The organism is Caulobacter sp. GW822-FHT01G02 (assembly GCF_058802865.1).
This window is the reverse complement of the sequence record NZ_JBXAON010000009.1, coordinates 65,835-79,115: the sequence shown is the minus strand read 5'-3', so window position 1 is coordinate 79,115 and position 13,281 is coordinate 65,835. Positions and strand designations below refer to the sequence as shown.

Sequence of the window (13,281 nt, the reverse complement as noted above, 5' to 3'; positions counted from 1 at the left end):
CTGTCTTTCCACGCCAGGCCACGCCCAGGGCCAGATCGCCTTTGCGATCGAGGAAGCCTCGCGGGAGCCTCCGACAATGCCCAGGAAGCGCCCGCCGCGACCGCCGTCGTCGCCCGACCTCTTCGACTACCTAAATAATTTGCCGCCGCCACTACCAAGGGGGCCGGCGCCGCGTGTCTTCATCTCGGTCATCGACGACATGCCAGCCCAAATCCCCATTGGGATTCGCGAGCTGCAGGTCACGGAGGCCTACCTGGAGACGGTGCTGGCCGAACTGCTCGGTCCTCTGCCCTGATCCGCAGAAAGGACCAAGATGGCCAAGCGTAAGACCCCTGCCCCGCCCGCCGTGCCCAACGCGGCGCTCTATCTTCGCGTCTCGACCGGCCGCCAGGCCGAAAGCGACCTCTCCATCCCCGACCAGGGCCGGCAACTGCGGGCCTATTGCCAGGGCAAGGGCTGGAGCGTGGCCGAAGAGTTCGTCGAGCCGGGCAACACCGCCACCGACGATCGCCGTCCCGCCTTCCAGCAGATGATCGACGCGGCGATGGCCAAGCCCCCGCCGTTCAACGTCATCCTGGTCCACTCGTTCTCGCGGTTCTTCCGTGACCAGTTTCTGTTCGAGTTCTACGCCCGCAAGCTGGCCAAGAACGGAGTGCGGATCGTCTCCATCACTCAGGAGGTCGGTGACGATCCGATGGGCGTGATGGTCCGTCAGATGATGAACCTCTTCGACGAGTACCAGTCGCGGGAGAACGCCAAGCACACGCTGCGGGCCATGAAGGAAAACGCCCGCCAGGGCTTCTGGAACGGCTCCCATCCTCCGATCGGCTACCGGGTGGTGGCCGCCGAGCAGCGCGGCGAGAAGATCAAGAAAAAGCTGGAGATCGACCCGATCGGCGCTGAGACGGTGCGCCTGATCTATCGCCTTGCGCTCCACGGCGTCGAGAACAGCGGCCCGATGGGTCTGAAGTCCATTGTCACCTATCTCAACGACCAGGGCATCACCACAAACGGCGGCGGCCGCTGGGGCATCAGCTCCCTTCACCACACCCTGACCCGGACGACCTATATCGGCGAGCACGTCTTCAACAGCCGCAACTGGGCCAGCCAGGAACCCAAGGACGAAGCCGAGCAAGTCATCATGCCCGTGCCGCCGCTGATCGAGCGCGACATCTTCGAGGCGGTCCAGCGCGCGATGTCGTTGCGCAATCCCAAGGCCATGGCGCCGCGCTTTGTCACCAGCTCCATCCTCCTGGGCGGCATCTGCTTTTGTGGCGCGTGCGGCAACGCCATGACCCTGCGTACCGGCAAGGGCGGCGCCTATCGCTACTACACCTGCTCGACCAAGGCCCGGCAGGGCGAGACGGGCTGCGCGGGCATGTCCGTGCGCATGGACTTGCTGGACGCCTCGGTCATCGACCACTTGGAAAACCGCCTGCTGAACCCCGAGCGCCTGGCCGCGATGATGGACAACATCATCGACCGCCGATCCGAATGGATTGAACGCCGCCACCGCCATGTCGCCGACCTGCGCAAGCGGGCCACCGAAGCCGACCAGCGGCTGCAACGCCTCTACGCCTCCATCGAACAGGGCGTGGTCGACCCGGCCGACCCGTCGCTTAAGCAGCGCATGATCGCCCTGAAGAAGGTGCGCGACAAAGCCGAGGGCGACGCTCAACGCGCCGCGGCCTCGATCGACCAGATCATGCCGGCCCTGACCCCGGACCTGCTGCGCAGGTTCGCCGAAGCCACGCGGGAAATGTTCAGGGACAACAACGGCGCCTATCGCCGGGACCTGATCCGGGCCGTGGCGCAGAAGGTGGAATTGATCTCACCCGAAGAAGCCAGGATCTGCGGATCGAAGGTGGAGCTGCTCAGAACTCTGGGCAGCAATAATGGCGTAGAATCGGCGGCTTTGGCGTTGCCGGGATTTGCACCGGAGTGGCGCGCCATGAAGAACACGGGCGGGAATTATCGGGAGACGCTTGCGATAGAGAAGCCAGGGCGGTCTCCGAATGGAAACCGGCACGATGCTCGCCCAACCGAGCCCGCGCGACCTTTGTAAATTGTTCCACGCGAGTGAGCTACAGACCTCAGAGCCCATACCCGAAGACCTGAATGCGCCAGATTGCGACATCGCCGCTCGCTGCCCGCTTCCACGACATCGCTCTCGTCACCGTCGGCACGACGCTCGGCATGATGCTGGCCAATGTGCCGGCGGTTTACCTCGGCGAGGCGGTCACACGCGTCGTGCCCCTGAAGTATGTCCGCATGGGCGCTGCCGTCGTGTTCGCCCTGATCGGGGTGTGGGTCCTGCTCGCCACGTACGGGATCTTCTGATCAAGGGACGAGCTCTTTGTCCGGCGGCGAGACTGCAAAGAGTGCTGGCGGACGGCCGGGCTCCTTTCGGCTACAGCTTGTGTGAAGCGGCGCCGGATCCGTCGGTTGCTCTGGGCCAGTGATCAGGAGACTGCATGACTGCTGATGCGCGAGATGACGGGAAACCATACGCCAGCGCCACTGGCACTCAGTTGCAGCGGCTCATGCAGATGGCCGAGGCGAGACCGCCGCTGCGAACCGCGGTGGTCCATCCCGTCGACGTCCTGTCGCTTTCTGGCGCGGTGACAGCTGCCCGCGGTGGGCTGATCGAGCCGGTCCTGATCGGCCCACTCGGGCGCATGCGAGCAGCGGCCCAAAGCGCGGGCCTCGACCTTGCCGGGCTGCAGATGATCGATGTGGAACACAGCCATGCGGCGGCAGCCCGGGCATGCGAACTCGCCGCCAAGGGCGAGGCCTCTGCGATCATGAAGGGCGCGCTGCACACTGACGAGTTGCTTGAGGCGGTGGTGTCTGGCGGTTCCGGCCTCCGCACCGATCGTCGCATGAGCCACGTCTTCGTCCTCGACGTGCCCAGCTATCCCCGCCCCCTGCTGGTCAGCGACGCGGCCCTGAACATCGCACCGGATCTCTCCACCAAGCGGGACATTGTCCAGAACGCGATCGACTGCGCCCAGGCGATGGACATCGTCGAGCCGAAGGTCGCCATCCTCTCCGCCGTGGAGACGGTGAACCCGAAGATGATCTCGACGGTCGACGCCGCCGCGTTGTGCAAGATGGCCGAACGCGGTCAGATCGTCGGCGGCAAGCTCGACGGCCCGCTCGCATTCGACAATGCGATCTCCCTGGAAGCGGCGAAGGCGAAAGGCATCCGTTCGCCAGTCGCCGGCCAGGCGGACATCCTGATCGTGCCCAACATCGAGGCCGGCAACATGCTGGCGAAGCAGCTATTCTACCTCTCGAACGCTCAATCGGCTGGGATCGTCATGGGCGCCCGCGTTCCCATCATTTTGACTAGCCGTTCCGACCCGGAGGCCTCGCGCTTGGCCTCGTGCGCCCTGGCCATCCTGGTGAGCCAGCACAAGCCGAACAAACACGTCCGATGAGCCCTCAGCGCCTCCTGATCCTGAACGCCGGATCCTCGAGCCTGAAGTTTGCCGTCTATGAGGCAGGAGTGGATCTGCCGCTGCGCCTAGCGGGACAGGTGTCGGATCTCGGAGGCGCGCCGCATCTGAGAGCGCGCGCCGGCGCCGCTCTGGTCGCCGACGAGGCCTGGGGGGAGACACAAGGCCTTGAGGCAGTGCTTGCGCGGACATTCCGCTGGCTGGGGGACGCGGGCTGGAACGAAGGTATCGCCGCCGTTGGACACCGCATCGTTCACGGGGGCCTTGAATTCCGCGAGCCGACGCCCTTAAGCGTCACTGTCCTTGAGCGCCTGGAAGCGCTTGCCGCTCTCGCCCCGCTGCACCAGCCGTTCAACCTGCGGGGCGTCGCCATGGCGACGACGCAGTTCCCGCGAGCGTTGCAAGCAGGCGTCTTCGACACGGCCTTCCACGCTACGCAGCCGCAGGTCGCCCGCCTCTACGCCCTGCCCCGCGACCTCATCGACGAGGGCGTGCTGGCGTACGGATTTCATGGCCTATCGTATGAGTACATCGCCGGTGCGCTGCGGGCACAGGAGGGGTCGGACGCGGGTGGGCGGGCTATCGTGCTTCACCTGGGTAGCGGCGTGTCTCTCTGCGCCCTGCGCAACGGAAAAAGCGTCGCCACCACCATGGGGTTCTCGGCGCTCGATGGGCCGCCGATGAGCACGCGAAGCGGCGCACTCGATCCGGGTGTCGTCCTGCACCTGTTGCACACCAAGAGGATGAGCGTCGAGGCGGTGACGGACCTCCTCTACCATCGCTCCGGCCTCCTCGGACTTTCCGGGCTCAGCGGAGACATGGTGACGCTGCTTGGGAGCGCTGATCCTCAGGCTCGCCAGGCGATCGAGGTCTACGTTTATCGGATCGCGCGCGAGATCGGTTCGCTGGCCGCGGCCCTCGGCGGGCTCGACACCTTGGTGTTCACCGCCGGCGTCGGAGAGAACGCCACGAGGATCCGGTCTTGTATCGCCGACCTCTGCGGCTGGCTCGGGGTCGGCCTCGATCCCGAGGCGAACGAGTCTGGCGCGATGCGGATCAGTCGCCCGGACAGCGCGGTGAAGGTGTTGGTGATCCCCACCGACGAACAGGTCGTCATCGCCAGAGGGATGGCCGGGCTGCTTGCTACGCGCGAAGGGCCGCCGGACGCACCCATAGTCGCCTGCTAGTGTGCCTATCGACGCTGAGTTAATTCACGAGGCAAGGAGAGGGAAAGGCGATGAGCAGGCGCAAGACGGTTCCTGAAGGCAGTCCGCCAGACAAGCCGCCGCCCGAGCGCGACGAGATTGGCCCAGCCGTCCGCGATGTGACGTACCGATTGACCCATGACCTGGCCGATACTCCGGAGGACCTTCGGGACGCTGCGGCGTTCGCGCCGCTGGCCGCCGTCAAGTTCATGGAACGCTGCGCCACCGCTCTCGCGGCTCGCCCAAAGCGCACGATCGCAGCGGTTGCGGGACTCGCCATCGTAGCAGCGGGAGTTGCCGTCTTCTGGCGCAGGAAAGCCTGAAGGGGCCTCGGCCGTTTGCGCGATTCAGGGTGTGATAGCCACCTTCAATACCCCGTCCCGCTGATGGGAGAAGAGGTCGTAGGCCTCAACGATCTGGTCGAGACTGAAGCGGTGCGTAACGAGCGGGCGGGTGTCCAATCTCCCCGATGCGATGGTGTCCATCAGCCGCCGCATGCGCTCCTTCCCTCCGGGACACAGCGTGGTGACAATCTTGTGGTCGCCAAGTCCGGCCATGAAGGCGTCGATCGGTATCCTGAGGTCGCTGGAATAGACGCCGAGCGACGACAGGGTCCCGCCGGGGCGAAGCACGCGCAGCGCGGCCTCGAACGTTTCCTGGCGTCCAAGAGCCTCGATCGACACATCAACCCCGCGACCGTCGGTTAGCCGCATAATCTCGCCGACGGCGTCGCCTTTCGTGAAGTCCACGACGTGGTCGGCGCCCATCCGGCGGGCGATGGCCATCCGCTCGGGCACCGACTCCACACCAATAATGGTGGTGGCGCCCATCAGGCGGGCTCCGGCGGTGGCGCAAAGCCCGATTGGCCCCTGAGCGAAGATGGCCACCGTGTCGCCGATGCGAACCTGTCCGCTCTCGGCGCCAGAAAACCCTGTCGACATGATGTCTGGGCACATCAGCACCTGCTCATCGCTGAGCCCGTCCGGAATGGGCGCCAGGTTGGTCATGGCGTCCGGCACCAGAAGGTACTCGGCCTGCGCGCCGTCGATGGTATTGCCAAAACGCCAGCCGCCCATCGGCTTAAATCCGTGCTTCGTCCCGGCGCCGTCCTGGGAGTGATATCCGCATAAGCAGGCGGCGCTATGGCCGCTCGGCGTGATGGCCCCGGCGATCACCCTCTGCCCCTCACTGTAACCTTGGACAGCGGATCCGAGTTTCTCGATGACTCCCACAGGTTCGTGGCCGATCGTCAGTCCTCGCGCCACCGGGTATTCGCCCTTCAATATGTGGACGTCCGTGCCGCAGATCGTGGTGGTGGTGACCCGGATCACTGCGTCGAGCGGCCCCGGGACGGGGATCGGCTTCTCGTCGAGGACGATCCGGTTCGCCTCGACGAACACGGCGGCCTTCATCATCTGAACCACGGGTTTTTCCTCTTTGCGAGCTAGTAGCCGCCACTGGGCAAACTCATCTCAGGACATGCGGGTCCCCGCGACCGGCCACGGCGGCGGCTTCTGCTGTATTCAGAAGCTGATCGAGACCGAGGCCGAGCAATGTCGCGGCCGACGCCGTCAGATGGGCCCAGGAGCAGCGGTTGGCGAACAGCATGCCGGGGGCGTCTAGGGTGCCTCCACGACTGACGTAGCCATGGGCCAGCAGGCGCTTGGGTCCGTCGTCAATCCTTCGAAGGACGCCGATCAACGGCTCCGCCCGGGTGTGGGTAATGAGCAGCCGTGGAAGATCTGGGGGGAAAAGCTCCCTTAGCTGCGCGTCGGTGAGCACGAAGGCGGCCTCGAATTCATCTCGCGGCGCCCGCAGACGGCCCGGCTCCACGATGCAGGTGACCTGAACGCGTCGTCCGCGCGCGCGCAAGCGATCTGCCGCACGCCTCGCCTCCACCAGCTGATAGGCCCCCATGGCGACGAGTTGCAGCTCGGGGTCAGCATCCGTATCGACCGTGATCGCGCCGGCGGCGAACGCGCGCTCGGCGGCGGCGGGATCGAAGACACACGGTGTCGGCCGCTTGGCGGCGACCACGCAGGCGATGACGCCGCGGGCGCTGTAGACCTGCCGCAGCGCCTCGACCGCCGTCGCCGCGTCCGGCGGGAACATGACCCGCGAGATGTCCGACATCTCCCCCAGCAGCGCTTCTCCGATGGTGGGGTCCTGGTGAGACTGTTGGTTCTTGCCGTTCTCCCAGGTGTGGGAGGTGGCCACCAAGGGAACCCCGATCCATTGCGGGGGTCGACCGGCTTCCATGAGCTGCCGCGCGAAGATGATTTCCTGGCGCAACGCACCCAGCATTTTCACCGCGAAGGCCTCATAGGAGACCGCCAGGTTCAGGCCGCCCTTGTTCCCGAGGGCGGCGCCGATCGCCGCCTCCTCGTTCAGCGCCGTTATCACCGCCCCGAGCACGGACTCCGGCGAGCCCGACTCGGGTCGGTTCACGCGATGCTTCAGGAGCTCCAGCGTCCCGCCCATGCCGTTGCTCTTCAACTCGTCAGGGTTGCCAACGCGGAAGCGGTGCTGTGGGTTGGCCCGCGCAAAGGCCACAAACCAGGCATCCATCGCCGCGGTCGATGAGATTGCCCCGCCGGCCGGCTGCGGTAGCGCCGCGGGCAAAGTCGGTAGGCTCGGGTGACGCGCGACCAGCGCATTGTCCCGCTCCATTGGGCGCCCTTGACGGGTGTGGGCGGCGAAGATCTCTCGCGCGGCGGCGAGGGTTTCAATGGGCACATGCAGGGCGCGGGCGGCCGCATTGAAGGCGCTTCGCGCCTGCTGATCCTGCCGTGGCGATCCCTCCAGAGGTAGATTGTGGGCGCGGTTCGTCCCCGCCCCGGGGAAACCGAATCCCTTCTCGGTGACGGCGATGGCGTACGGCAGCTTCACCGGATAGGAGCCGCCGCCCCGGATGCGAGTGGCGGCCTCCTGGAGGCGCCGCTCAGATTCGAGGATCGCCCAGGCATAGGCCGCCGGGTCGCGGCCATCGATCTCGAACGGGTCGAACCCGTTGGCCTGCAGGTGGCGGCTGAGCCAATCAGCGCCGCCGTCCTGGGCGATTTCGGTGCGCTGTTCGATGCGGCGGCCGTTCAGGATCATCATCGGCGCGACGAGCCCGCAGTCCTCAGCGCGCCACCAGCGCTCGGCCCAGTCGCTCCCTCGCTGCTCCTCGAAGGCGCCGTCGCTCAGGATCGCCACCAGGCTCTCCCCCGGCAGCGGCATGTGGACGTACTGGATCTCGGCGAACCCCAGGTATCCGCCTTCGGAGAGTCCTCCGGCAGTGTGCGCGTTCACATGGCTCCCCAGCGGCGCGGCCGGTCGCCCGTTGGCGTCGATCTCGTAGCTGTAGAAGTCGGCGCAAAGCCGGCTCAGTCCCGCCTCGTCCGCGCCATACCGCCCCACCTGCGCGGCCGACAGATTGTCGACGAGGCAGTTGGCGGCGTCGATCGCCGCGACGCAATGCCCCTGCCCTAGCACCCAACCCCGGGTCTGAGCCGTGAGGAGGTTGGCGGTGAGATAACCGACGTACGCCAGGGCCACATTGAGAGCGCCGCCTGTGTGGCCTTCCGGCGTCGACTTGAAAGCGTCCGCCTCCAAGTCCGCCCCGGTGAGGTCCACCCGCCGAGCGTAGGTCATGTGCGCCACCACCCAGAGGCTGGCGCTTGCGATCCGATCCGCCGCGATCAATGCGGTGTAGACGGCCCCCTCATCCGGAGCTTGGCCCCCGGCCACGAGTTCAGAGGTCATGGCGGCGACGCGTGCGCAGGTGTCGGGCGAGTGTTGAATCACGCCATAGCCGCGCATCCACTCTCCGCGCGGATCCAAAAGTTGCTTATCCAAGGTGAGCCTCCGAGCGGATTAGGCGGGGGTTAGCGCTCACGGGCGCACCGCATGGCCGGGGCCAGGGTGCTTCGGTCCCGGCGCATCGCTCATTCGCGGGCTGCGCGGTTGACCCAAGACTCGTCGGCGCAGGGCTTTCTCCAACTCCGTTACGAGCAGCATCCCCAGGCCAACGCCGACAACAACCGCGCCTTCCCCCAGCGTGAGCGGTTGTGTGCCGAACGCGGAATTGAACCAGGGCAGATAGGTCAGGGCCAACTGGCCGAGGACTACTGCGGCGACGCCGATAAGCACCGCCGGCGTGCCCAGGAGGCCCTGCCAGGTGATGGACGCGCCATGGATGTAGCGGGCGGAGAAGAGATAGAAGACCTGCATCACCACCAGGGTGTTCACCACCACGGTGCGGGCGTGTTCGAGGCTGCCCCCCTGCCCCAGCGCCCAGAAGAAGACGCCGGTCGTACCGGCCACGAAGATCGCCGAGACGTAGAAGACCTGCCACCAAATTTGCCCGGTAAGCAGCGGTTCCGTCCGCGGACGGGGCGGCCGCTGCATGGCGCCGGGCTCCGTGCGCTCGAAGGCCAGCGTCAGTTCTAGGGCCACCCCCGTGACCATGTTCACCCAAAGGACCTGAATTGGCGTGATCGGCAGGGTGAAGCCGAAGACCAGCGCCACCAGCAGCGCCCCGGTCTCGCCGCCGTTGGTGGGCAGCACCATGGCCACAACCTTCTTCAGGTTGTCGTAGACGGTCCGCCCCTCCCTCACCGCCGCCACGATCGACGCGAAATTGTCGTCGACGAGAACCATCTGGGCGGCGGCCTTCGCGGCCTCCGTCCCCTTCCGACCCATGGCCACGCCGACGTCCGCCTGCTTCAGCGCTGGCGCATCGTTGACGCCGTCCCCGGTCATGGCCACCACGTGTCCAAGGCTTTGCAGCGCCTGCACGAGGCGCAGCTTGTCCGAAGGACTTGTCCGAGCGAAGACCAGGGTCTCCTGCGCGACCCGGACCAAGTCAACGTCGCTCAGCTTGGCCAGCTCGGCGCCGGACACGACTTTTGGATCCTCACCAAGCCCAAGCTGGCGGGCGATCGACACGGCCGTCGCAGCATGGTCGCCGGTGATCATTTTCACTGCGATGCCCGCCTGACGGCACTCCAGAACCGCAGCCCTAGCCTCCTCCCGAGGCGGGTCGATGATGCCGACCACCGCCAGGAGCACCAGCCCGTCCTCGAGGTCAGACAGGCTCAGCGCCGTTGTATCCATGTTTGCGGCTTTGGCCGCCAAGGCCAGCACGCGATGGCCGCCGTGCGCCAGATCGTCGACTGCCTTCACCCAGTAGCCGCGATCAAGCGGGCCCTCATCCATGCCGCTGCCTAGCTGCCGCGTGCACAGCGCCAGCAGGCGCTCGGGCGCGCCCTTGACGAAGATCGTGCGCGCTTCGCCCTCGACGTCGTTCAGCGTCGCCATGTAGCGGTGCCGGGAGTCGAACGGGATTTCCGCGAGGCGGCTAGCACTGGGCAGCGGTTCCAGCGACTGAGCGCCGATCTTGCCGGCCAGGGCGATGAGCGCCGCTTCCATCGGATCGCCATGCGGAATCCAGCGGTCTCCTTCCAACTCGATTCGGGCGTCATTGCAGAGGCTCGCCGCCATGGCGGAGCGCGCCAGCATGACCCTTGCACTAGCGGCAGGCTCCGAACCGTCGATCGTGACGTCGCCGACCGGCGCATAGCCGCCACCATCGAACTTGGCGACGCCGGTGGAGAGCACGATGGAGGTGACGGTCATCTCGTTACGGGTGAGCGTGCCGGTTTTGTCGGAGCAGATCACCGATACCGAACCCAGTGTCTCGACCGCAGGCATCTGACGGATCACCGCCTTGCGCGCGGCCATCCGGGTAACGCCGATCGACAGGGCGATGGTCATCACCGCCGGCAAGCCTTCCGGGATCATCGCCACCGCAAGACCGACGATGATCATGAAGGAGTCGACGGCGCTGTAGTCGCGAAGCCAGTAGGCGACCACAAACGTGACGGCGGCCAGGGCGGCCACCACCAGGGTAAGCTGGCGCGCGAAGTGATCCATCTGGCGCACGAGGGGCGTCGGAAGACGCTTCACCTGCGCAACCAGGCCGCTGATCCGGCCGAGTTCCGTCGACGCCCCCGTCGCCACCACCAGCGCCTGGGCCGAGCCGGTGGCGACCAAAGTGCCGCAGAAGGCCATGGACGTCCGGTCGCCGAGGACGGCGTCGGCGCTCACGGGTTCCACGCCCTTTTCCACAGCCACGGCCTCACCCGTGAGCGCGGCCTCTTCGATGCAAAGATTGCTGGCGCGGATCAGTCGCAGGTCCGCGGGAATGCGATCTCCGGCTTCCAGCACGACGATATCGCCCGGGACCACTTGGTCTGCCGGAATGGTGACCCGGAGGCCATCGCGCAGGACGGACGCGTGTGGGTCGATCATGTGACGTATGCCGGCCAGCGCACGCTCGGCGCGGCCTTCTTGGATGAACCCGGCCACGGCATTCACTAGAATGACGGCGAGGATGACCAGCGCGTCCTTGACGTGCTGCATGAGCGCCGCGGCGGCGGCGGCGGCCAGCAGAACGTAGATCAGGACGTTCTGGAATTGCTGGAGAAAGCGGCGCAGCGGCCCCGGCCCTTGCGGTTCGGGGATCCGGTTTGGGCCGTAGCGTCCCAATCTGGCCTCAGCCTCCCGTTCTGAAAGGCCGGTCGTGGCGCTCTGCAGGTCAAGAAGGGCGTGGTCCGTCGGGACCGCATGCCAGTCGCGGCCGACGCCAGCCCCCGGCCCGCCCCTCGCGTCTGCTGGTGCTATCGGCGCAACGTCGAGGAGCGAAACCTTTCTCATGCCGATGCCGGCTCCGCTCTCTCAGCTAAGGGTTGGGCCGCAAGGGCGAGTTCAGTGGACGAGGAACAGCGGTGTTTTCGGATCGTGCAGCATGTGCTCCGTGGCGCCCCCGAGAATGAACTCTTTGACGCGTGAGCGGCCATAGGCGCCCATGACGAGCAGATCCGAGCCGCACGCCGCCAGATAGTCGTCAAGCACCTGACCGATCCGGCGGCCGGCGCCGTCTACCTCCTCCGCAACGGCGTTAACCCCGTGGACCTTCAAGTGTCGCACCGCATCGTCGCCGAGACCCGACGCCGCGTCGGGCTTCTCATTGACCACCGTCAGCACCCGAACTTCGCGAGCCTTGAGCATGACGGGAATGGACTCGGCCATCGCCCGGGCGGCTGAGCGGCTACCGTCCCATGCCAGGACCACAGTGCTCAAGCCGTCGCCGAGGAGATCGGCTTGCCCAGGCCGGAAGAGCAGCACCGGCCGGCCGGAGCCGAACACGACCTCTTCGGCAATCGAGCGCTGGCCATCCAGGCGGTCAACGACCGGAACGATGCACAGGTCCCGGGTGCGGGCCCGTTTGGCCACATATTCGCCGATGCAGTAGAGATCCGAACGGCCATGGAGGCTCTCGCCCAAGACGCCAGCCGCCTCCGCCTTGGCCTTGAACACCTCCAGCGTCGAATGACAGGCGTCACGGCTCTTCCGTTCTTCATCGGCAGCAAGACTGCTCAATCCGATGAGATAGTCCGCCATTCGGTTGGTGGGCACCCGAATGTCGACTTCCACCGCTAGGGCCGACAAGACTCCGCCGATGGCGGCGGTGAACCGGACAGCCTGTTCGATAGCTTCCGGAGGGGTGGACTCCGGATAGCTATCGATCTGTAGCAGTACATCGCGCATGGGCATGGTTTGAGTCCTCCAGAAGGTGGATCATCACAGCCCTTGGCTAGGCCCGCTTTGACACAAGTCAGGTAGTAGCCGCTAAACTCTGCGCGCCGACAGTCGACACGACAAGTCTTCGAATATCGATTCTGGCTTCTACCCTCTCCGCCCATCAGACAGCGCGCCGCTCAGGAGAGACGCGACGCTGATAGCGTTTGATTGGTGTGGCAACGTGTCGGTCGATACGATGCGCGTGACCGCCTCAGCTGTCCTTTCAAACGCATCGCCACCAAAGATGGCATGCACGACCACGCACACAGGCGCGGGAAAGCCGAGGTTGCGCAGTTCAGCGCTGGCCGCGATCAAGGTGCGGCCCGACGATGCGATGTCGTCGATCAGCACCGGCTGCCGTCCGTGGTGAGCTGCGAGATCCGGCACCGCGATCTCGACCTGCCGGTCGCCTTGCCGGCGCTTGGACAGCACGGCGTACGGCGCACCCGATCTGCCTGCGATCTCCGCCGCCCATTGTTCGCTCTCGGCATCTGGCCCGATGATGAGCGGCTCTGGGACCTCGCGCGCGATCCACTGGGCGATCAGCGGCGCGGCGCGCAGCGCCGTACAAGGAATGTCGTAGAGTTCAGCGAGACTTGCGAACCGATGGAGATGCGGATCGACCGTGACCAGCCGATCGACCGTGGTTGAGACCAGACGTGCAAAGGTGCGCGACGTCACGGCCTCGCCCGGTCGGAAGCGGGCGTCCTGCCTCATGTAGCCAAGGTAGGGCGCGACGAGCGTGATCTCTCCCGCGCGAAGGTCCCTCAGGGCGTCGGCGACAAAGGCCAGTGTCAGGAAGTGTTCGTCAGCGTTCTGGCAGACGATAGCGACCGGCCGCCCCTTCGGATCAGCATCGATCCGGACGTACCGTTCGCCGTCCGGAAAACGCCGAAACTCAAGCCTCGCCAGATCGAAGTCACCGGCGGCTGCCAGTTCAGCCGAAAGGGCTTCGCTTCCAGGAAGAGGCAGGATCAGTCGCAAGG

10 protein-coding genes are annotated in these 13,281 nt (G+C 66.0%); 5 read left to right on the top strand and 5 right to left on the bottom strand.

Features of this window, described 5'->3' with window-relative positions:
- Positions 1–313: 313 nt before the first annotated feature.
- The 5 genes from AC1RNC_RS23235 (at position 314) to AC1RNC_RS23215 (ending at position 4,989) form a co-directional block, all read left to right on the top strand.
- Entirely contained in the window at positions 314–2,065 is a 1,752-nt protein-coding gene (locus AC1RNC_RS23235) for a recombinase family protein (RefSeq protein ID WP_492888421.1), read from the top strand.
- Positions 2,066–2,118: 53 nt separating this feature from the next.
- Positions 2,119–2,340, top strand: a complete 222-nt coding sequence (locus tag AC1RNC_RS23230; RefSeq protein WP_492888420.1) for a TMEM165/GDT1 family protein — start codon at positions 2,119–2,121, stop codon at positions 2,338–2,340.
- A 134-nt stretch (positions 2,341–2,474) separates the two neighbouring features.
- Complete coding sequence (locus AC1RNC_RS23225) at positions 2,475–3,443, top strand: bifunctional enoyl-CoA hydratase/phosphate acetyltransferase (protein ID WP_492888418.1); 969 nt, start codon at positions 2,475–2,477, stop codon at positions 3,441–3,443.
- Entirely contained in the window at positions 3,440–4,648 is a 1,209-nt protein-coding gene (locus AC1RNC_RS23220) for an acetate/propionate family kinase (RefSeq protein ID WP_492888417.1), read from the top strand. The genes AC1RNC_RS23225 and AC1RNC_RS23220 overlap by 4 nt, the downstream gene beginning before the upstream one ends.
- A 50-nt stretch (positions 4,649–4,698) precedes the next feature.
- On the top strand, positions 4,699–4,989 hold the full coding sequence (locus AC1RNC_RS23215) for a hypothetical protein (RefSeq protein ID WP_096054075.1): 291 nt from the start codon (positions 4,699–4,701) through the stop codon (positions 4,987–4,989).
- A 24-nt stretch (positions 4,990–5,013) separates the two neighbouring features.
- On the opposite strand, the gene AC1RNC_RS23210 is transcribed toward AC1RNC_RS23215, so the two are convergent.
- The 5 genes from AC1RNC_RS23210 to AC1RNC_RS23190 all read right to left on the bottom strand — a co-directional run bounded on the left by AC1RNC_RS23210 (position 5,014) and on the right by AC1RNC_RS23190 (position 13,279).
- Complete coding sequence (locus tag AC1RNC_RS23210) at positions 5,014–6,081, bottom strand: NAD(P)-dependent alcohol dehydrogenase (RefSeq protein WP_492888500.1); 1,068 nt, start codon at positions 6,079–6,081, stop codon at positions 5,014–5,016.
- A gap of 52 nt (positions 6,082–6,133) precedes the next feature.
- Positions 6,134–8,506, bottom strand: a complete 2,373-nt coding sequence (locus tag AC1RNC_RS23205) for a phosphoketolase family protein (RefSeq protein ID WP_492888416.1) — start codon at positions 8,504–8,506, stop codon at positions 6,134–6,136.
- Between the two features lie 36 nt (positions 8,507–8,542).
- The gene (locus AC1RNC_RS23200; protein WP_492888415.1) at positions 8,543–11,368 is read right to left on the bottom strand and encodes a cation-translocating P-type ATPase; all 2,826 of its coding nucleotides are present in this window, start codon (positions 11,366–11,368) and stop codon (positions 8,543–8,545) included.
- A gap of 51 nt (positions 11,369–11,419) precedes the next feature.
- Entirely contained in the window at positions 11,420–12,268 is an 849-nt protein-coding gene (locus AC1RNC_RS23195; protein ID WP_492888414.1) for a universal stress protein, read from the bottom strand.
- Between the two features lie 132 nt (positions 12,269–12,400).
- Positions 12,401–13,279: a ribose-phosphate diphosphokinase gene (locus tag AC1RNC_RS23190; protein WP_492888413.1), complete on the bottom strand. Its 879-nt coding sequence runs from the start codon at positions 13,277–13,279 to the stop codon at positions 12,401–12,403.
- Positions 13,280–13,281: the final 2 nt, after the last annotated feature.

Bases quoted from the DNA above. Each gene is read 5' to 3' on its own strand.
- AC1RNC_RS23235 (WP_492888421.1), top strand. From the start codon at position 314: ATGGCCAAGCGTAAGACCCCTGCCCCGCCCGCCGTGCCCAACGCGGCG.
- AC1RNC_RS23230 (WP_492888420.1), top strand. From the start codon at position 2,119: ATGCGCCAGATTGCGACATCGCCGCTCGCTGCCCGCTTCCACGACATC.
- AC1RNC_RS23225 (WP_492888418.1), top strand. From the start codon at position 2,475: ATGACTGCTGATGCGCGAGATGACGGGAAACCATACGCCAGCGCCACT.
- AC1RNC_RS23220 (WP_492888417.1), top strand. From the start codon at position 3,440: ATGAGCCCTCAGCGCCTCCTGATCCTGAACGCCGGATCCTCGAGCCTG.
- AC1RNC_RS23215 (WP_096054075.1), top strand. From the start codon at position 4,699: ATGAGCAGGCGCAAGACGGTTCCTGAAGGCAGTCCGCCAGACAAGCCG.
- AC1RNC_RS23210 (WP_492888500.1), bottom strand. From the start codon at position 6,081: ATGATGAAGGCCGCCGTGTTCGTCGAGGCGAACCGGATCGTCCTCGAC.
- AC1RNC_RS23200 (WP_492888415.1), bottom strand. From the start codon at position 11,368: ATGAGAAAGGTTTCGCTCCTCGACGTTGCGCCGATAGCACCAGCAGAC.
- AC1RNC_RS23195 (WP_492888414.1), bottom strand. From the start codon at position 12,268: ATGCCCATGCGCGATGTACTGCTACAGATCGATAGCTATCCGGAGTCC.